Annotated in this window: 18 protein-coding genes; 17 read left to right on the top strand and 1 reads right to left on the bottom strand. The window is 60.3% G+C overall.

Annotation, left to right across the window (positions count from 1 at the left end; genetic code table 11):
* Position 1: 1 nt before the first annotated feature.
* The 3 genes from FHL07_RS10945 to FHL07_RS10935 are packed head-to-tail and all read left to right on the top strand — an operon-like array spanning position 2 to position 6,299.
* Entirely contained in the window at positions 2–3,136 is a 3,135-nt protein-coding gene (locus FHL07_RS10945; protein ID WP_138738463.1) for an efflux RND transporter permease subunit, read from the top strand.
* Positions 3,133–4,506, top strand: a complete 1,374-nt coding sequence (locus FHL07_RS10940; protein ID WP_095019336.1) for an efflux transporter outer membrane subunit — start codon at positions 3,133–3,135, stop codon at positions 4,504–4,506. Before FHL07_RS10945 ends, FHL07_RS10940 begins: the two co-directional genes overlap by 4 nt.
* 41 nt (positions 4,507–4,547) lie before the next feature.
* On the top strand, positions 4,548–6,299 hold the full coding sequence (locus FHL07_RS10935; protein ID WP_138738462.1) for a tannase/feruloyl esterase family alpha/beta hydrolase: 1,752 nt from the start codon (positions 4,548–4,550) through the stop codon (positions 6,297–6,299).
* 5 nt (positions 6,300–6,304) lie between these two features.
* Here FHL07_RS10935 and FHL07_RS10930 read toward each other — a convergent pair whose 3' ends face one another.
* Positions 6,305–7,165 carry a helix-turn-helix domain-containing protein gene (locus FHL07_RS10930; protein ID WP_138738461.1) on the bottom strand — a complete coding sequence of 287 codons (861 nt, stop codon included), beginning with the start codon at positions 7,163–7,165 and terminating at the stop codon, positions 6,305–6,307.
* Between the two features lie 240 nt (positions 7,166–7,405).
* On the opposite strand from FHL07_RS10930, the gene FHL07_RS10925 reads away from it, so the two are divergent.
* The 14 genes from FHL07_RS10925 to nadA all read left to right on the top strand — a co-directional run bounded on the left by FHL07_RS10925 (position 7,406) and on the right by nadA (position 19,939).
* Positions 7,406–7,597 (top strand): Flp family type IVb pilin, encoded by a 192-nt coding sequence (locus tag FHL07_RS10925; protein ID WP_095001743.1) that lies wholly within the window; start codon positions 7,406–7,408, stop codon positions 7,595–7,597.
* A gap of 417 nt (positions 7,598–8,014) precedes the next feature.
* Positions 8,015–8,206, top strand: a complete 192-nt coding sequence (locus FHL07_RS10920; RefSeq protein WP_016782274.1) for a Flp family type IVb pilin — start codon at positions 8,015–8,017, stop codon at positions 8,204–8,206.
* A gap of 28 nt (positions 8,207–8,234) precedes the next feature.
* Positions 8,235–8,753 (top strand): A24 family peptidase, encoded by a 519-nt coding sequence (locus FHL07_RS10915; protein ID WP_095001742.1) that lies wholly within the window; start codon positions 8,235–8,237, stop codon positions 8,751–8,753.
* A 14-nt stretch (positions 8,754–8,767) separates the two neighbouring features.
* Entirely contained in the window at positions 8,768–10,090 is a 1,323-nt protein-coding gene (locus tag FHL07_RS10910) for an AAA family ATPase (RefSeq protein WP_095001741.1), read from the top strand.
* Between the two features lie 12 nt (positions 10,091–10,102).
* Complete coding sequence (cpaB, locus tag FHL07_RS10905; RefSeq protein ID WP_095001740.1) at positions 10,103–10,909, top strand: Flp pilus assembly protein CpaB; 807 nt, start codon at positions 10,103–10,105, stop codon at positions 10,907–10,909.
* Between the two features lie 40 nt (positions 10,910–10,949).
* The gene (locus FHL07_RS10900; protein WP_238705536.1) at positions 10,950–12,290 is read left to right on the top strand and encodes a TadE/TadG family type IV pilus assembly protein; all 1,341 of its coding nucleotides are present in this window, start codon (positions 10,950–10,952) and stop codon (positions 12,288–12,290) included.
* Between the two features lie 8 nt (positions 12,291–12,298).
* Positions 12,299–12,769 (top strand): TadE/TadG family type IV pilus assembly protein, encoded by a 471-nt coding sequence (locus tag FHL07_RS10895; RefSeq protein ID WP_095001738.1) that lies wholly within the window; start codon positions 12,299–12,301, stop codon positions 12,767–12,769.
* The gene (locus FHL07_RS10890; protein WP_095001737.1) at positions 12,769–13,272 is read left to right on the top strand and encodes a TadE/TadG family type IV pilus assembly protein; all 504 of its coding nucleotides are present in this window, start codon (positions 12,769–12,771) and stop codon (positions 13,270–13,272) included. Before FHL07_RS10895 ends, FHL07_RS10890 begins: the two co-directional genes overlap by 1 nt.
* The gene (locus FHL07_RS10885; protein WP_095001736.1) at positions 13,266–14,483 is read left to right on the top strand and encodes an AAA family ATPase; all 1,218 of its coding nucleotides are present in this window, start codon (positions 13,266–13,268) and stop codon (positions 14,481–14,483) included. Before FHL07_RS10890 ends, FHL07_RS10885 begins: the two co-directional genes overlap by 7 nt.
* A gap of 3 nt (positions 14,484–14,486) precedes the next feature.
* Positions 14,487–15,926 (top strand): CpaF family protein, encoded by a 1,440-nt coding sequence (locus FHL07_RS10880; protein ID WP_095001735.1) that lies wholly within the window; start codon positions 14,487–14,489, stop codon positions 15,924–15,926.
* Positions 15,923–16,909 carry a type II secretion system F family protein gene (locus tag FHL07_RS10875; RefSeq protein WP_095001734.1) on the top strand — a complete coding sequence of 329 codons (987 nt, stop codon included), beginning with the start codon at positions 15,923–15,925 and terminating at the stop codon, positions 16,907–16,909. The genes FHL07_RS10880 and FHL07_RS10875 overlap by 4 nt, the downstream gene beginning before the upstream one ends.
* Positions 16,910–16,933: 24 nt before the next feature.
* Complete coding sequence (locus FHL07_RS10870) at positions 16,934–17,896, top strand: type II secretion system F family protein (protein ID WP_095001733.1); 963 nt, start codon at positions 16,934–16,936, stop codon at positions 17,894–17,896.
* A gap of 84 nt (positions 17,897–17,980) precedes the next feature.
* Positions 17,981–18,667 carry a type 1 glutamine amidotransferase domain-containing protein gene (locus FHL07_RS10865; RefSeq protein WP_095032087.1) on the top strand — a complete coding sequence of 229 codons (687 nt, stop codon included), beginning with the start codon at positions 17,981–17,983 and terminating at the stop codon, positions 18,665–18,667.
* A 213-nt stretch (positions 18,668–18,880) separates the two neighbouring features.
* The gene (gene nadA / locus FHL07_RS10860) at positions 18,881–19,939 is read left to right on the top strand and encodes a quinolinate synthase NadA (protein ID WP_095001725.1); all 1,059 of its coding nucleotides are present in this window, start codon (positions 18,881–18,883) and stop codon (positions 19,937–19,939) included.
* The last annotated feature ends 35 nt before the right edge of the window (positions 19,940–19,974 follow it).

Genomic DNA, 19,974 nt, shown 5'->3' with positions numbered 1-19,974 from the left:
CATGGCGCGCTTCTTTATTGATCGGCCGATTTTTGCCTGGGTGATCGCCATCGTGATCATGCTCGCGGGCGCGCTGTCGATCACCCAATTGCCCCTTGAGCAGTACCCTGACATTGCCCCGCCCACGGTGAAAATCGCCGCCACCTACACCGGCGCATCGGCCAAAACGGTCGAGGACTCGGTGACCCAGGTGATCGAGCAGCAAATGACCGGCATCGACAAGCTGACCTATATGTCGGCCTCCAGCAGTTCGGCGGGCAGCGCCAGTATCAACCTCACCTTTGAGGCCGGCACGGATCCCGACGTGGCGCAGATGCAGGTGCAAAACAAGCTCCAGCAAGTGGAATCGCGCCTGCCCAGCTCGGTGCAGAGCGAAGGCCTGACCGTGACCAAGGGCGGCTCGGATTTCTTGATGATTGCCGCGCTGGCCTCGGATAACCCGAGCGTGACCGGCACGCAGATTGGCGATTACATCTCCAGCACCTTGCTCGACTCCATCAGCCGCATCGACGGCGTCGGTGAAGTCAAAGCCATGGGCTCGGGCTACGCCATGCGCATCTGGCTGGACCCGGCGCTGTTGCAAAAATATTCCCTTATGCCTTCTGACGTGACCACCGCCCTGGAGGCGCAAAACACCGAAGTGTCGGCCGGGCAATTGGGCGCCTTGCCCGCCGTGGCCAGCCAGCAACTCAATGCCACCATCACCGCGCGCAGCAAGCTGCAAACCGCCGAAGAATTTCGCAATGTGGTGGTCAAGTCCAACAGCGCCGGTGCCGTGGTGTTGCTCGGCGAAGTGGCCACGGTGGAGCTGGGCAGTGACAGCTATGACGTCAACTCGGCCCTTAATGGCAAACCGTCCGCCGCCATGGGCGTGCAACTGGCCACCGGCGCCAATGCGCTGGAAGTCGGTGAGGCGGTCAAGGCCAAGCTCGCCGAACTGGAACCGTACTACCCGAGCGAAATGCAGCTCAAAAACGTGATCGCCTACGACACCACGCCGTTTGTCAGCCTGTCCATCGAAGAAGTGGTCAAGTCCCTGGGCGAGGCCATCGTCCTGGTGGTGCTGATCATGTTCCTGTTCCTGCAGAATTTTCGCGCCACGCTGATCCCCGCCATCACCGTGCCGGTGGTGCTGCTGGGCACCTTTGGCGTGCTGGCGATGTTTGGTTACTCGATCAACACCCTGACCATGTTTGCCATGGTATTGGCCATCGGCTTGCTGGTGGATGACGCCATTGTGGTGGTGGAAAACGTCGAACGGGTGATGAGCGAGAAGGGCTTGTCGCCGCTGGAGGCAACGCGCCAGTCGATGGATGAAATCACCAGCGCCTTGATCGGCATCGCCCTGGTGCTGAGCGCGGTGTTTATCCCCATGGCGTTTTTCAGCGGTTCAACCGGGATTATCTACCGCCAGTTTTCGGTGACGATTGTGTCGGCGATGGTGCTCTCGGTGCTGGTGGCCATGACCCTGACCCCGGCCCTGTGTGCGACCTTGCTCAAGCCGGTTGACCCAAACGGGCACGGCCCGCAGACCGGCTTCTTCGGCTGGTTCAATCGCACCTTTGAACGCGGCGCCCAGGCGTATCAACGGGTAGTCGGCAAGATTTTGCAGCGCAGTGGCCGCAGCCTGATGGTGTACGTGTTGGTGGTCGCCGCGATGGCGGTGGGTTACACCAAACTGCCCACCTCGTTCCTGCCCGATGAAGATCAGGGCATCCTCATGGCGCAGATGCAATTGCCGGTAGGCGCCACCGATGACCGCACCCAGGCTGTGCTCAAACAGTTCGAGAGCTACATCCTGCAACAGCCGGAAGTCGAGGCCATGATCAGCATTTCCGGCATGGGCATGGGTGGCAATAGCCAGAACTCGGCGCGGGCGTTTATCCGTCTCAAGGACTGGAGCGAGCGCACCGGCGCCGGGCAGGATTCAGCGTCGATCGCGCAGCGCGCCACGCAGGCGCTGTCGAGCATCGGCGATGCCGATGTGTTTGTCATGCAGCCGCCAGCCGTGCGCGGATTGGGGCAAAGCTCGGGGTTTGATTTGCAACTCAAGGACGTCGCCGGGCTGGGCCATGAAGCGCTGGTGGCGGCGCGTGAGCAACTGATCGAGCTGGCCAGACAGGACCCGCGCCTGCAAGGCGTACGCAGCAACGGTCTGGACGACACGCCGCAGCTCAAGGTGACGATTGATGACCGCAAAGCCGGGGCGATGAGCCTGACCACCAGCGATATCAACACCACGTTATCCACGGCGTTGGGCGGCAGTTACGTCAATGACTTCCTCAATCAGGGCCGGGTGAAAAAGGTCTATGTGCAGGGGCAGGCGTCGTCGCGGATGCAGGCTGACGACCTTGATCACTGGTTTGTGCGCAACAGCAATGACGAAATGGTGCCGTTCTCCTCGTTCGCCAGCAGCTCATGGACCTCGGGTTCGCCGCTGCTGGAGCGCTACAACGGCAGTTCGTCGCTGGAAGTGGTGGGTGATCCGGCACCGGGCGTGAGTTCCGGGGTGGCGATGGACGCTGTGGAGTCGATCATCAAGCAACTGCCTGAAGGCATCAGCTACGAATGGACGGGGCAGTCCTATCAACTGCGCCTGTCCGGCTCGCAAGCGCCGTTGCTGTATGCGATTTCGGTGCTGTTTGTGTTCCTGTGCCTGGCGGCGCTGTACGAGAGCTGGTCGGTGCCGTTTTCGGTGATGCTGGTGGTGCCATTGGGCGTGGTGGGCGCGGTGCTCGCCACTCGCTTCAGCGGCTTGAGCAATGACGTGTACTTTCAGGTGGGGCTGTTGACCACCGTGGGGCTGGCGGCGAAAAACGCCATTCTGATCGTCGAGTTCGCCAAGCATCTGCAAGAGCAGGGCAACAGTTTGATCGACGCCACGCTGATCGCGGTACGGCAACGTCTGCGGCCGATTTTGATGACCTCGCTGGCCTTTATGTTTGGCGTGTTGCCGCTGGCCATGAGTTCCGGTGCAGGTTCGGCCGGGCGTCAAGCCATCGGCACCGGGGTGCTGGGCGGCATGTTCAGCGCCACGGTGCTGGGAATCTTCTTTGTGCCGCTGTTCTTCGTGTTGATTCGCCGCCGTTTCAGCCGCGTGTCGACCCCCACCACTGACCGTACAGGTGAAGCATGAGTCGCTTTCGTTGGTCGCTGCTGGCCGTTTTCGCACTGCTGGGCGGCTGCATCAATCTGGCGCCTGAGTACGAGCGCCCGCAAGCCCCGGTGGCCGAACAATGGCTGCCGGGCACCGCTACGCCCAAAGGGCAGGTGGCGGCGGACATTCAATGGCAGCAGTTTTTCACCGACCCGCGTCTGGCGCAGTTGCAGACCCTGGCCTTGGCCAATAACCGCGACCTGCGGGTGGCCAGCCTGAATATCGAAAAAGCGCAGGCGCAATACCGTATTCAGCGTGCCGCCTCGTTTCCGGGGATCGACGCCAGCGTCAGTGGCAGTTCCAGTCGGGCCAACAGCAGCACCAGCCACAGCTACAGTGCCGAACTGGGGTTGAGCAGCTACGAAGTGGACGTGTTCGGGCGAGTCAAAAACCTTCAGGACGAAGCGCTGCAATCCTATCTGGCGCTGACCGAAACCCGCCGCAGCACTCAGATCAGCATGGTCGCCGAAGTGGGCACCGCGTGGCTGACGTTGGCGGCGGACAACGAGCGCCTGAAATTGGCACAAGAGACGCTGACCAGCCAGCAGTCCACCTACGAACTGACCCAGCGCAGCCATGGTTTGGGTGGTTCATCGGGGCTGGCAGTCTCTGAGGCGCAAACCACCGTGGAATCGGCGCGGGTCGATGTGGCCGAATACGCCAGTCAGGTGCTGCAAGATCAGAATGCGTTGCGTCTGCTGGTGGGCAGCGACATCCCGGCCAGCCTGCTGCCGGGCGACAGCCTGGAATCGGCGGCGATGCTGGTGCAAGTGCCAGCCGAGTTGCCGTCCACCTTGTTGCAGCGTCGCCCGGACGTACTGGCCGCTGAACATACCTTGATGTCAGCCAACATCGACATTGGCGCGGCGCGGGCGGCGTTCTTCCCCAGCATCACCCTGACCGCCGGTGCCGGGTCAGCCAGCACCAGCCTGTCGAGCCTGTTCAAGGCCGGCAGCGGCGCGTGGAGCTTTGCGCCGAGTATCAGCCTGCCGATCTTCGACGCCGGCAGTAATCGGGCTACGCTGGACTCAGCCAAAGTGGAGCGCGAGATACAGGCGCAGACCTACCAGCTGACTTTGCAGACTGCGTTCAAGGAAGTGGCCGATGCACTGGCGGTGCGCAGCACCCTGGACCAGCGCCTGAGCGCCCAGCAAGCGCTGACCGAGGCCAGTCGCAAAAGCTACGAGTTGTCGGATGCACTGTACCGCAGTGGTTCGCAAAGCTTTCTTGAAGCACTGGTTTCCCAGCGTTCGCTGTACAGCGCCGAACAAGACCTGATCACCCTGCGACTGGCCGAACAAAGCAACCGCGTGACGTTATACAAAGTGCTGGGCGGTGGCTGGAACTGAGCGCAGGTTTACCCCGGATTTTTCATTGAAAAGGAGCTGTCATGATCGCCCTCCAAACCCTGCGCCGGCTATTACTCGGCAGCACAGTGCTTCTCCTGCAACTGCCGAACCTGGCCCATGCCGAAACGACCATCGCCGCGCTGCCCGTGGTCAAACCCGCCATCAGCTGCGCGGCCCTGACCCGGGTTGATCTGCAGGCAATCGGCGGCAAGGGCAGCCAGGTGGAGTCGGCCAGCGAAACCACCAGCAATGGGGTTACCGCCTGTGAAGTGCAAGGCACGCTGGCGCCGAGCATCGGTTTCAAGGTCATGCTGCCAACCCACACCTGGACCCAGCGTTATCTGCAAGTGGGTTGCGGCGGCCTGTGCGGGCGGATTTCATTGCAGGTGGGCGCGGCCGAAGGCTGTGCCCCCCTGAACAGCGGCGGCTTTGTGCTGGCAGCTACCGATATGGGTCACGAGGGCATGGACAACAGTTGGGGCAACGATGCACAAAAACGTGCTGATTTCGCCCATCGCGGCGTCCACCTGACGGCACTGGCCGCCAAGCAACTGATTGGCGCCTATTACGGCCAGCAACCTGCGTACGCTTATTTTACCGGCTGCTCCGATGGCGGGCGCGAAGCCCTGATCGAAGCCCAGCGCTATCCCGACGATTTCAACGGCATCATTGCCGGGGCGCCGGCATTGAATTTTCTGGTGCAGAATTCGATTTATCATGCCTGGCAGGCCCGCGCCAATCAGGACGGGGAGGGCAAGGCGATTCTTGTAGCCTCGCGCCTGCCGATCCTGCACCAGGCTGTGCTGCAGCAGTGCGACGCGCTGGACGGGCAGGTCGATGGTCTGATCAGCGACCCCCGGGCTTGCCGTTTTGATCCTGCAACTGTGCAGTGCAAGGCCTCTGCGACGGATACTTCGGACTGCCTGAGCGCCAGGGAGGTGGAGGCGGCCCGAAGCCTTTATGACGGCCCGCGTGACCCGGCTACCGGTGAACGCCTGACCATTGCCGGGCCACAGCCGGGTTCCGAACTGGCCTGGGCCGGGGTGTTTGTGCCGGACAGCGTCGATCAGCCGATCAACAGTGAAAAGATGGCCCTGGATGTCTTGCGCAATCTGGCCTTCGAGCGCAATCCGGGAGCAGATTACAGCCTGGCGGACGTGAAGTTTGATCGCAGCACCCTGGATCAATTGCGCGCCCTGCACCCACTGTATGACGCCACCAACCCGGATCTGTCGGCATTCGCAGACCGCGGCGGCAAGCTGATCCTGTGGCACGGTTGGGCCGATCAGCATATCTCGCCACTGAACACCATCGCCTACCACCAGGCGGTGCAGGTGCAGATGGGCAAGTCGAAGGCCGAGTCCTTCGAGCGGCTTTATCTGCTGCCAGGGGTTTACCACTGTGGTGGCGGTGAAGGCCCGAGCCTGCTGGACCTGCTGACACCCATGATGTCATGGGTCGAAAAGGGTCAGGCCCCCGCTGCCATTGTGACCTTGCAGGCCAGCAGCAAACAGGCCGCTGCCAGCGAGTTTGGCGCACCGACCAATCTGCCGGGCCGGGCTGCTGCGGACCAAAAACCGTCAATGATGGCGCCCCGGTCTGTCGCCCAGGACCCTGCCAACGACGGGCGTACACGCCTGGTGTTTCCGTACCCGGATGTGGCGGTGTATGACGGCAAGGGCGATGTTAAATCGGCCGACAGTTATGTGCGCAGCCCAAACGCGGTGGATGAAAAAACCCCGCAGTGGCTGGGCTCGGACTTTTTCACGCCCTATGCACCGCTGCAACGCTGAGGTCTTCAGCCCTCGGCACTGCGCGCCAGGCTCTGGATGACCTGGGTGAGGATTTCATCCGATAATGGCACATCACTGCGTCGCGCCTGGCGATACTCGCTGGGGGTACTGCCCGCGTATTGCTTGAATGCGCGGGCGAAGTAGGAGGGGTCCTTGAAGCCGACTTCATAGCCGATACTGGTAATGGGCATCTGGCTGTTGTCGAGCAGGTCCTTGGCGCTGTCCATGCGCTTGCCCAGTATGTAGTCCATAAAGCCCAGCCCGTAGACTTCCTTGAACAGGCGGCTAAAGCGAAAAGTGGTCATCCCGCAGCGCTTGGCCAGGTCTTTCTGGTCAATGCTTTCGCAGTAATGCTGATCGATGTACTGCAGCACATTGTGCAGTGCGTTGTGCTTTTGATGGTCGGTGGTCAGGCGGATGCTGTCGGGCAGAGCAGGACCATGTTCGATCGGCAATGCCTTGTTGTTCCCGGCGGCGCTTCTCAATGTACACAGTTGCTCAAGGGCGTTGAGGTAACGGTTGATCTCGGCCGCACTCAGGGGCAGCACCACGTATTCCCAGACTCGCGAACGCATGGCCCAGATCGCAAGCTCTTCGGAGTGCTGCACGGTAAACATGGTGATCGGGATAGAGGGCGACTTGAGTTTGATTTCCTGCAACAGGCTGAGCCCCGCCAGGTCGGGGCAGTCAAAATGCATGCAGATCATGTCTGGCACCGGTTCGCGGTGTTTGTTGGCCCAGGCCCGGGGGGTGTCCAGCAGGCAGTGACAGGCGGAACGAAAGGGCAGCATGAGGGCTTCAGTGGATTGAGTGCGGGTAAGGTCGAACCATAGGAGATGAGGTTGTTTGACAGCTTCAGATTTCATTCACCTAATCCTTTCTTGTGCAGAGCGCTGTCGGGTTGATAGGTCGAATCAATATGTACGCGCACTTTCAAGTTGGTTTTAATTGGATCCGATCAGGGTGTTTGCCTATCTAATAAGTGCAAAAAAATCCTGCTGTTCGACAATAAACTCCTAACCGCTCCTTCCACCGATGGCTAGCCTTCAATCAGGCGGTGCATTTAGTAATCGCTTTGGGCAAGCCACTCGAGTGAGGTGAACAAAATGAACTTGCAAACCATTAAAACTTCCGTCCAGGCCTTTATTAAGGATGAGAACGGCCTGACCATTGTTGAATACGCCGTGGCCGGTGGCTTGATAACCCTGGGGGCGGTTGCGGCATTCGTCACCCTGGGTGGCAACGTCAAGGACGCCATTACCAGCCTGGGGTGTGCGGTCAAGGGTACTACCTGCTGATGCACGGGCAATGATCACTGGGGCATGGCTCCTTTGCAGTTGCTGGCTGCCGGTTTGCAGCGCCAATGATACCAACCCGTACATAAGTATCGCTGTTGCTGTGAGGTTGTGAAGATTAAATCCTGCTATGAAACCCCCGGCTTAGTCTGTTGCGCTATACGTCCCCTCTAGCCCAGCACCCTTAAGCCGGTTTTTTTGTGCCTGATTAGTTGTAGTACGGATTGCATATAAAGAGTCTGTTAGTGGCAGTTACCTGCTCTTGAATAGGTGGGGTTTAACTGTTTCTGGGTAATGTCAATAAAGTCCTAGCAGTCAGCAAAAATCTCCTAACCCTCAAATAACCCTCTGGCTAAGATCCAATCAAGCAGCGCAAATAGCCCTGCTTCTTGATATCAAACATTGAGTGAGGTGGACGAAATGAGCCTGCAATCAATCAAGACTTCCGTAGTGAAGTTTATCAACGACGAAGATGGCCTGACCATTGTGGAATATGCAGTGGCAGGCGGGCTGATAACACTGGGCGCTGTCGCCGCGTTTATCACCCTGGGCGGCAATGTGAAAACAGCAATCACCAGTCTGGGATGTGCTGTCAAGGGCACTGTCTGCTAACACGATGTCTCCTGTTGAGGGTGCAGCCATGAGCGAGTTACTGATTGCTCCTGTCGTATTGCTTTTAGGGCTGCTGGGAGTTGCGGTGGTGAGCGATCTTCGCAGTCACCGCATTCCCAACCTTCTTGTTTTGCTGGGGCTGGTACTGGGCCTGGTCGGCCAGACCTGGGCCGCAGGCTTTATCGGGTTGGGGCATTCACTGCTGGGCATGCTGATCGGTTTCGGAATTTTCCTGCCCATGTACGCCGTTGGCGGGATGGCCGCCGGAGACGTCAAGCTAATGGCCATGGCCGGCGCATTTTTAACCCCCCATGACGCCCTCTGGGCTGCGTTTTTCAGCCTGATTGCAGGTGGGGTATGCGGGTTATTGATCGTCCTGGTGCAGGGCCAGGCCCTGCAAACCCTGGGCCGCTACTGGTTGATGCTCAGGGCACGCGCCTACTTCCCCCCCCACGCTGCTGAAGTGGCCGGCAAACCTTTCCCTTATTCGGTCGCCGTTTTGCTCGGCACCTTGGCCAGCGTCTTTTGGCTGACCTTGGGCCACTAGTTCAGGAGAACACCATGTACGCCATCAGCAGCAACCGTGTTTCTCTCGATGAGCGCGAAGCGGTACAACTACTGGCTCCACAACCACGGACCATCCTTGAAACCGGATTGGCAGACAATTTTCTCGGTGATCTGGTGTGCAAGCATTTATACGATGCGGGTGTGCTGGACATGGTGCAGCTGGTGGCGCGACTGGCGCTTACCGGTGCGGTAATGGAAGAAATCCTCACGTTCCTGCGCAAGGACCGTCGCGTCGAAGTACTGGGCCAGGCAGGGGGGCAGGCCATGCGCTACGGCTTGACCGAGCGCGGCCGCAACAGTGCCCGCGATGCCCTGGCCCGCAGTGGCTACATAGGTGCAGCGCCTTACCCGGTGAGTGCCTACCGCTCGCTGCTGAAGTTGCAGACCATTCACCACGGGCGTATCAGCGCCCATGACATGCACCACTGTTTCGGTTCGATGGTGCTGGCGCAAAGCATGCTCGATCAACTGGGTGTTGCCTTGAATTCCGGGCGCGCCATCATGATTTACGGGCCTGCGGGTACCGGCAAGACCTATGTCAGCAGTCGGCTGATCCGCTTGTTTGCCGAAGCGATCTGGGTGCCTCATGCCATCGCCATCAATGAATCGGTGATCGAGATCTTTGACCCTCAGGTACACAAGCGCCTGGGCGATGACGAACATCAAAACGGCTTGATGCTCAACGAGGGCATAGACCGCCGCTTGCTGTGCTGCGAACGGCCGATCGTGATCACCGGTGGTGAGTTGACGATGGAACAACTGGATGTTCGTTATGACCCTTATGCCCGTCAGTACCAGGCACCGTTGCAACTCAAGGCCAGTAACGGCCTGCTGATCATCGACGATCTGGGGCGTCAGCGCATGACCCCGGGCGAGTTGTTGAACCGCTGGATTGTGCCCATGGAAGAGAGGCGAGACTTCCTCAACCTGGGGGGCGGGCGCCACTGCGAACTGCCGTTTGACCTGATCCTGGTGTTCTCCACCAACCTCAATCCGCTGGAGCTGGCTGACGAAGCATTTTTGCGGCGCATTGGCTACAAGCTGCAATTTGGCTACCTCAAGCCTGGCGAATACGAACGCATCTGGATTCAAGAGACGCAGCGCCTGGGTATCCCCTATGACCCGCTGTTGCTCAGTTTCGTGCTGCACGACCTGTATGGCGCCGAAAACATGCCCCTGGTGCCATGTCATCCCCGGGATCTGTTGAATATGGCGTGCGATCGCCAGCGTTATCTGGAGGGGGCGGGGCCACTGACTACTCAGGAGCTTGAGTGGGCGTGGCGCAACTATTTCGTCCAACTCGATTTTCTTGGCTAAGGAGTTACCGTCATGAACTCGCGCACGCTGACTTTGATTGTCCTGTCCGTGATCCTCGGGCTGGGGGCTACATGGATGGCCAATAACTGGCTCACGGCACGGCTGAACACCAGCCCTGACGATAACCAGCAAAACGTGGTGATTGCCACGGTGGAAATCGCTTTCGGGCAGATGATCGAGCCCCAGCAAGTGACGGTGGTGCGCATGCCCAGGGATGCAGCCCCCGAAGACGCCTTCGACACCCCTGAAAAAGTGGTCGGCAAGATCGCCACCTTCTCCCTGCTGCGCGGCGACATTCTGCGGGGGGCACGGTTGGCCGAGCATATGGGTGGCAGCACCCTGGCCTCGCTGATCGAACCCAGCAAACGGGCCATCTCGGTGCGGGTGGATGACGTGGTTGGCGTCGGCGGCTTCCTGCTGCCGGGTAATCGGGTCGACGTGCTGGCAACCCGGCAGGTTGGTAGCGAAGGTAATGCCGAGTCCAAGACCATTCTCCAGGACCTGCGGGTACTGGCTGTTGACCAGACCGCCAGCACTGACAAGACCCAACCGGTGGTGGTGCGTGCGGTAACCCTGGAGATGACCCCCGCCCAGGCCGAAGTGCTGGTCAAGGGCATGAGCGCTGGCAAGGTGCAACTGGCCTTGCGCAACCCTCTGGATAACAACAAGACACCCATTGCGGCTGAGCCCGTTGCCATGGCGGCGCCGGTACTGCCGACCGTGATGGCCAAGCCGGTGGCTCGCCGTCGTGCACCGGCCAATGACGGTGGCGTGATTGTCATCCGCGGTGTCGCGGCCACGGTAGAAAAGGCGATGTAGAGGGCCGGGCAGCGGCCGCGCAAGACTATCAAGGTGAACCATCATGAACGCGCGTATCCAACAGCCCCACACCGCGTTTCCCCGGCAACAGCGCGGCGCCATGCTGGTCCTGGTGGTGATTGCCATGGCTTCGCTCTTGTTGATGGGCGCCCTGGCCCTGGACGGCAGCCATATGCTGCTGAACAAGACCCGGTTGCAAAACGCCGTGGATGCGGCGGCGTTGAGCGGGGCCAAGACGCTCAGCATGGTAGTGGGGGCGACCGGCTCGGCCAGCCTGACGCAAACAGCGGCCCTCAATACCCTGAGCCTCAATGCCAATGCGACGGGCAACGAGGAATTGGGCAGGGCCATCACGGCCAACCCGTCAGGCTTTGCCTCGGTGGAACTGGCCACCAGTGTCTACGGGCCGTTTTCTTTCCCGGGGCCGACCAATGCGACCTTTGTTCGGGTCACGGTGAACAACTATCCCCTGAGCAGTTTTTTCTGGGGCGTATTCCAGGCGCTGGACAACGGTAACGCCACCGGCAAGGCCGTCGCGGCGGTGGCCACTGCCGGGCCCAGCCCGAGCAGCGGCCCCTGTGATCTGACGCCGCTGCTGGTGTGCGGCAACCCTGCGCAGAACAATCCGGCTGCGGGGATGTTCTGGGGTTTCACGTTCGGTGATCTGCAGGTACTGAAAACTGCCGCCAACAACAATTCGCCCATCGGTCCGGGCAATTTTCAGCTGCTGGATTTCGGTTCGGGCGGCAAGACGGTCAGGGAAGCGTTGGCGGGGGGGATCGACCAGTGCAATATCGTCGGTGCAACTGCCCAGACCAAGCCGGGCAACACCGTGGGCCCGGCTTCCCAGGGCCTCAATACGCGCTTTAACGAATACAAGGGTGGCCTCAGTGCTTCTGACTATCCGCCGGACCTGGTGGTTACCGTCAATCCCAAGTCATTTACCTACGCCGGGTCGCCTGCGCCGATTCTGTATGACGGCAATACGGTCACGTCCAGCAGCGGCAACCTGTCCACCAGCAGCGGTGCCCTGTACGACTACAACAACTGGAAGCAGGACGAGGCAGCTTGTGTGGGCGGCGGCGCCGGTTGCCAGGGCAATGGTGTATTTGAACGACGGATCCTGAAAATCGTGATCGGCGATTGCTCGGGCAAGAACGACGGAGCCTCGGCGATTCCGGTGCTGGGCTTTGGCTGCTATTTCGTGATGCAGCCAGCCGCTCAGCAGGGTAATGAAGCGCAAATCTTCGGCCAGTTCGTCAGCGTGTGCGAAGGCGACAACGTACCGGGTCCCAACCCTGCGGCCAACGCCGGGCCACAGGTGATCCAGCTGTACAAAACCTATATCGACAACAACCAGACGCCGAGCACCGACTCCTAGGAGGTCTCATGAGACGCTGTGGATTCAGGTCGTCCCGCGCCCAGCGGGGCCTGGCGATGGTCGAACTGGCGCTGACCCTGCCGCTGCTGGTGTTGCTGATGCTGGCCTTCGCCGAGTTCGGCCGCATGCTGTTCCAGTACAACAGCCTGCAGCAGGCCAGCCGTGATGCCGGGCGTTATGTGGCCAGCCAGGCGTGGAACGCCACCCTGGGCACGCTGGACCTGAACGCGGCGCTGGTCACCAAGACCAAGAACGTTGCCGTTTATGGCCTGCCGGCCAACCCCAACGGTTATCCGGCGGCGGCACCAGGCCTGACCACCGGTGATGTCACGGTGAGTGCGGTGGGCACCAACCATGTACGGGTCAGCATTGCCTACACCTTTGTCCCGGCGCTCGGCAGCGCCATTCCTGCGCTGTATGGCAGCAGCGTGCCACTGGGCCTGCTGTTGACTTCAACGGTCGTAATGAGGGCCTTGTGATGAACCGCAAACGCATGGGTGGCGTGTATATCGTCGAGTTCGCCATCACCGCTCTGGTGCTCTTCACACTGCTGTTTGGCGCACTGGAAATGGGCCGGCTGTACTTCACCGTCAATGTGCTGAGCGAGTCGGTGCGTCGCGGCGCGCGGCTGGCAGCGGTGTGCAATATCCAGGACCCGGTCATCCTGCGTCGTGCCATGTTCAACACGGCGGGCAATGCCGGGCCAAGCAGCCTGATCGCCAGCCTGACCAGTGCCAATCTGAACCTGATCTATCTGGACGCCAACGGTGCAGTGGTCTCCAGCCCCAATGATCTGGTGGGGGCCGGCGGTTTTGCCGCCATTCGTTATGTGCAACTGCAGGTGACCAACTTCAGTTTCAATCTGTTGATCCCCGGCTTCAGGGGGGTCTTCATTCTGCCCACGTTCAGGTCGACCGTGCCTCGTGAGAGTCTTGGCCGCCAGCCTGATCCGGCGGTTACACCGGGGATTACGCCATGTTAAGTGTCCGAGAAGTGACGGCGGCTACGTCATCAGACCGCCAGGGAATGCGCCTGTTGATCAGCGGCCGTGATGCCGCGGCCTTGAATCATCTCAAGGCCTTGAGCCAGGGCATAGCCCACTTGCAGGTGAGTACGCGGCTGGTGAGCAATGGCCACACTGACCCGCTCTACGGCCTGGAACAGCAGCCTGATTTTCTGCTGTTGCGCGTCAGTCATTTATGGCGCGAGGAACTGGCGGCTTTGTTGCAGCATCCGCTCAAGGAGCGTCCGCCACTGCTGGTGTGCGGGTCGCTGGATGAGCATGAAGGCATGCGTATGGCCATGCAGGCCGGGGCCCGTGACTTTTTGCCGGAGCCAGTGTCGGCCGAGGACTTGCAGTCGGCGCTGGAGCGCATGCAGCTGGAGCAGCACAGCGAGTATGGGAGCAAGGGCAAACTGGTGTCGGTGATGAATGCCAAGGGCGGTTCGGGTGCCTCGATGCTGGCTTGCAATCTGGCTCATCAATTAAGTGTGCAGGGCGGCAGAACCCTGCTGCTGGATCTGGACCTGCAATTCGGCAGCCTGGCTCACAGTCTGGATGTGTTGCCCACCCACAGCCATACCGATGTGCTGCAACAGATCGATACCCTGGACAGCGTGGCGCTGCGGGGTTTCTGCAGTCATTTCAGCCCCAGTCTGCATGTGCTGGGCGGCCGCACCGATGAGCTGTGCCTGTCCCAGGAAATTCGCCTGGAGCAACTGGACAGTTTGCTGAAACTGGCGCGCAGCACCTATGACTGGGTCGTGGTGGATTTGCCGCGGCATATTGATCACCTCACCGGCATCACCCTGGAACAGTCGGACCGGGTCTATATCGTGCTGCAGCAAAGCTTGAGCCATCTGCAGGACGCCAACCGCCTGGTGCGCATTCTGCGCGACGACCTGGGCGTGCAGGGCAATCGTCTGCATGTGGTGCTTAACCGCTTTGACAAGGCGTCGCCCTTTAAACCCAAGGACATCAGCGAAGCCTTGCGCTGCGCGGAACTGCAAAAGTTGCCCAATGACTATGCGGTGGTCAGTGAAAGCCAGAATACCGGGGTGCCCCTGGAGCTGCATGCTCCCCGTGCCAGCATCACCTTGAGCCTGCGTGAGCTGAGCCAGAGCCTGATCGGCATCGAGGCCACTGAAGCAGGTTTGCTCAAACGTACTTTCAGCCGTCTATTCGGAGGATAAGCCATGCTCAGCGACTTTCGTAATCGTCTGCGTCAGCAAGCCGGGAAGCTGGCCTCCGCAGAAGTGGTGGCACTGCCTGTCGAGGGCGCCGATTGCACCAGTGTATTGATGGCCTGGGAAGCCAGCGTGCCGGATGTGGTGTATGAAACCCGCACCAAGCTCAGCTCCATGGAGGCCGAGTGGCGGGAGAAGATTTACCAGCAGTTGCTCAAGGTCATGGACCTGTCCTTGCTCGACACCCTGGAGCTGGCCGATGCAGGGCGCCAGATTCGCGAGATCAGTCAGCGCCTGCTGGATGAATACTCGGCACCGGTCAGTGCCAGCAGCCGTCAGTTGATCATCAAGCAGATTACCGACGAGGTGCTGGGCCTCGGGCCGCTGGAGCCGCTGCTGGGTGACAGCAGCGTATCGGACATTCTGGTCAATGGTTTTGACTCGGTGTACGTCGAGCGCTTCGGTAAATTGCAGAGAACCGATGTGCGCTTTCGCGACGATCATCATCTGCTCAATATCATCGACCGTATTGTCTCCAGCCTAGGGCGGCGTATCGATGAGTCCTCGCCCCTGGTGGATGCACGGCTCAAGGACGGCTCGCGGGTCAACGCGATCATCCCGCCGCTGGCCATCGACGGGCCGAGCATGTCGATCCGCCGCTTCGCCGTAGACCTGCTCAATACCCAGAGCCTGGTGCAGATGGGCACCCTGACCCCGGCCATTGCCCTGATGCTCAAGGCCATCGTGCGCGGGCGGCTCAATGTGCTGATCTCCGGCGGCACCGGCAGCGGCAAGACCACCATGCTCAATGTGCTCTCCAGCTTTATCCCGCACAACGAGCGCATCGTCACCATTGAAGACTCCGCCGAGCTGCAATTGCAGCAGCCCCATGTGGTGCGCCTGGAAACCCGGCCCTCGAATATCGAGGGGCGTGGCGAGGTGGGTCAGCGTGAACTGGTGCGCAACAGCCTGCGTATGCGCCCTGACCGGATCGTGATCGGTGAGGTGCGTGGCGCCGAGGCGCTGGATATGTTGACGGCCATGAACACCGGCCACGACGGGTCGCTGACCACTATTCACGCCAATACGGCCCGCGACGCGCTGGGGCGGATCGAAAACATGGTGTCGATGAGCGGCGCCACCTTTCCGATCAAGGCCATGCGTCAGCAAATTGCCTCGGCCATCGGCGTGGTCATCCAGCTGGAGCGTCAGGAGGATGGTACCCGGCGCCTGGTCAGCGTGCAGGAAATCAACGGCATGGAAGGCGACATCATTACCATGACCGAGATCTTCGCGTTTGTACGCAGCGGCATGGGCGAAAAAGGGGAAGTGCTGGGCGAGTTCCGCTCAACCGGCATGGTGCCGGCATTTCGTGATGTGCTGGCCAAACGGGGTATTGAGCTGCCGCTCAGCCTGTTCCGGCCGGAATGGATGGAGGGGCAGTCATGAATCAGGTTCCTGGCGAATTTATCCTGGCGTTCCTGGGCATGGTGTTCACTGCCATGTTCCTGCTCAGTCAGGGTTTGACCATTCCGGTGTTCGGTGAGGCCAACCAGGTGCGCAAGCGCATTCGCGGGCGCCTGAACCTGCTGGAGCGGGCGAGTAACCTGCCCAATATGCAGTCGATCCTGCGCCAGAAATACCTGCGGCGTCTGCCACCCCTTGAGGCCCGCCTTGAGCAGTTGCCGATGATGGAAACCCTGGCGCAGATGATCGAGCAGGCCGGCCATGAATACAGGGCCTACCGCGTGTTGCTGCTGGGGCTGGTGCTGGCTACGGCGGTGGGGCTGGTGCTGTGGTCGTTGTTGCAGCTGTGGTGGGTGGCGTTGCCGGCGGCGTTTGTCTGCTTCTGGCTACCCATCTGGAAGATTTCCCACGATCGCATCAAGCGTTTTGCCCAGTTTGAAGAGGGTTTGCCCGATGCGCTGGATGCCATGTGCCGGGCTTTGCGCGCCGGGCATCCGTTTAACGAAACCCTGCAACTGGTTGCCGAAGAGCATCACGGGCCGGTGGCTTACGAGTTCGGCCTGGCCTTTGCCGATATCAACTATGGCAATGATGTGCGCCGGGCCATGCTCGGCCTGCTGGAACGGGTGCCCAGCATGACGGTGATGATGCTGGTGACCACGGTGCTGATCCACCGCGAAACCGGCGGCAACCTGACCGAGGTGTTGACCCGCTTGAGCAGCCTGATCCGCGGGCGCTTTCGCTTCCATCGCAAGGTCAAGACGCTCTCGGCTGAAGGGCGGATGTCCGGCTGGATTCTGGTGTCGATGCCCTTTGTGCTGGCGTTGGCCATCCTGATTTCCAGCCCGACTTATATGCCCCTGCTGTTCAAGGAGCCCATGGGCCAGAAGCTGATCATGGGGGCTTTTGTGGCCATGATCATCGGGATTTTCTGGATTCGCAAAATCATCCGGATTCAGGTTTGAACACGGCTCGCCCTGGAGGGTGACATGAACTATTTACTCGAACTGATCAACCGGATGGTGGGTAACGAGCAACTGACCCGCATGCTGTTTGCCGGGCTTATCGGCCTGAGTGTGGTGTTGGTGGTGGTCACCCTGGCGGTGCTGGTCAAGGGCCTGCAAAGCCCGGTACAGCGGCGCTTGATGTTGATCAAGCGCGGGCATGGTGTCGACCACCGGGCGCCGCCGAGCAATCTGCAAATGATGCTGGAGCAGGTCGGGCAGCGTTTCAGCTCCGGTGAGACCCGGGGGGCATCGGCCACCCGGACCCTGCTGATCCATGCCGGTTATCGCTCGCCGTCTGCGGTGCAGGTGTACTGGGCGATTCGTCTGCTGCTGCCACTGCTGCTGATGGGTATTGCGCTTCTGGCATTGCCGTTTATTCCCAACATGTCGCTGCTGCTGGGGGGCGGCATCCTGGCAGTAGCGCTCGGGGTGGGCTGGTTGATACCGGCGATCTATGTCAGCTCACGCAAGAAGTCGCGCATGTCGCGGTTGCTCATTGCCTTCCCGGATGCCCTCGACCTGATGGTGGTGTGTGTGGAATCGGGCCTGGCCTTGCCCCAGGCTATTGAACGGGTGGCCGAGGAAATGGCCGTCAGCCAGCCTGACCTGGCCATGGAACTGGCGCTGGTCAACGCCGAGGTGCGTGCCGGGGTGCCCAGTACTGAGGCGCTCAAGCACCTGGCCGAGCGTACCGGGCTGGAAGATATTCGCGGGCTGGTGAGCTTGCTGGCACAAAGCATTCGCTTTGGTACCAGTGTGGGTACGACCCTGCGGATTTATGCTGAAGAGTTTCGCGATCGGCGCACCCAGCTGGCTGAAGAAAAGGCCGCCAAAGTCGGTACCAAGCTGGTGTTTCCACTGATCTTCTGCCTGTGGCCGAGCTTTTTCCTGGTGGCCATCGGGCCTGCGATCATCAGTGTGTTCAAGGTGTTCGGCAAGATTTGAGTGCACAGGACGAATGCGTGTTGCTGTGGTCTATGCTCTTGTTCCCACCGGTTTGCCGGTGTTCGCACAAACAGGAGGTTGACCATGAGCAAGAAGATTTTGGTGGTACTGACCAGCGTCGAGAAATACCCGAACCTTGATCGCGCCACAGGCTTATGGCTGGGCGAGGCCGTGCATTTTGTGCACAAGGTCGAGGCCGCAGGCTATGCCGTCGACTACGTCAGCCCGCAAGGTGGGTACACGCCGATCGACCCCCACAGCCTGGCCGCCGACATGGCGTCGCCGATTGACTGGCAGTGGTATCACGACAAGGCCTTCATGAACCGGCTGGGCGCGACGCTCAAGCCCGATCAGGTCAACCCGGATGACTACATCGCCATTTATTACGCGGGCGGCCATGGCGTTATCTGGGATTTTCCTGACAACGAGAAACTGCAAGCGCTCAGCCGTCATATCTATGAGCACGGCGGGGTGGTTTCGTCGGTGTGTCATGGCGCTGTGGGTTTACTGAATATCAAGCTGAGTAATGGTGAGCTGCTGGTCAAGGGCAAGAAAGTCACTGGTTTTTCCAATGAAGAGGAAGACTTGGCCGGATTAAGCCAGCATGTGCCGTACCTGACCGAAACCGAGCTGGTGAAGCGCGGTGCCTTGTATCAAAAGGCCGGTACCCCATGGGCACCGTTTGCCATCGCAGACGGACGGCTGATTACCGGGCAAAACCCGGCATCGGGCGGGCCGGTGGCCGAGCTGGTACTGGCGGCGATTCAGTAAAATCCCCGTTCTAAAGCCGATGCAGGCCCCTCAGCCTGCATCTACCTGCCTGATACCCACATTAAACTTTTGAATCCCAAGGATATTCTGTAGCCTTGTCGCGCTTCAGTGCTTGTCCGTGCCTGATACATACATTCTCCCAGCGGGGCTTGCCGGCCCGGAGCTGGTGGTACACTCGACTTTCGCGCAACAGCGCTTGCAGGTCTTGCGAACATGACGCAAATTTCTGAACGACTTCTGGTTCAAGCCCACCTTGATGCCAAGCAGCCCAAGCCGTTGACTGAGGCTCAAGCCCTCAGCCTGCGGGCGCAAATCGCGGCTGAACTTAAAGCCCGCGACGCGGTGCTGGTGGCGCACTTTTATTGTGATCCGGTGATTCAGGCCCTGGCCGAAGAAACTGGCGGCTGTGTCTCTGACTCCCTGGAGATGGCCCGCTTTGGCGCGGCTCACCCGGCCAAGACCATTCTGGTGGCCGGTGTGCGCTTTATGGGCGAAACCGCAAAAATCCTCACCCCTGAAAAACGCGTGCTGATGCCGACGCTGGAGGCCACCTGCTCGCTGGACCTGGGCTGCCCGGTGGAAGAGTTCTCCGCGTTTTGCGACAAGCACCCCGAGCGCACGGTGGTGGTGTATGCCAACACGTCGGCGGCGGTCAAGGCCCGGGCGGACTGGGTGGTGACGTCAAGCTGCGCGCTGGAAATCGTCGAAAGCCTGATGGATAACGGCGAAACCATTATCTGGGGGCCGGACAAGCATCTGGGCCGTTATATCCAGCGCCAGACCGGTGCCGACATGCTGCTGTGGGACGGTGCCTGCATCGTTCACGAAGAGTTCAAGTCCAAGCAGCTGGAAGACATGAAGGCGCTGTACCCGGATGCAGCGATTCTGGTGCACCCGGAGTCGCCAGAGTCGGTGATCGATCTGGCCGATGCCGTGGGCTCTACCAGTCAGTTGATTGCTGCGGCGCAGAACCTGCCCAACAAGACCTTTATCGTGGCCACCGATCGCGGCATTTTTTACAAGATGCAGCAGTTGTGCCCGGACAAGGTGTTTATCGAAGCCCCGACCGCGGGTAACGGTGCGGCGTGCCGCAGTTGCGCGCACTGTCCGTGGATGGCGATGAATACCCTGGAGCGCACGCTGGAATGCTTGCAGCAGGGCAGCAACGAAATCTTTGTCGACCCGGCACTGGTACCCCATGCCATTCGCCCGCTCAAGCGCATGCTCGATTTCACCCAGGCAGCGCGGTTGAAGCTGGCGGGGAATGCCTGATTAGCAAACCCGCTCCCACAGGAACTGAGCCAGTC

This window comes from Pseudomonas sp. FSL W7-0098 (assembly GCF_005930585.1).
Lineage (GTDB): Bacteria > Pseudomonadota > Gammaproteobacteria > Pseudomonadales > Pseudomonadaceae > Aquipseudomonas > Aquipseudomonas bubulae.
This window is presented reverse-complemented; position numbering and strand designations above follow the sequence as displayed.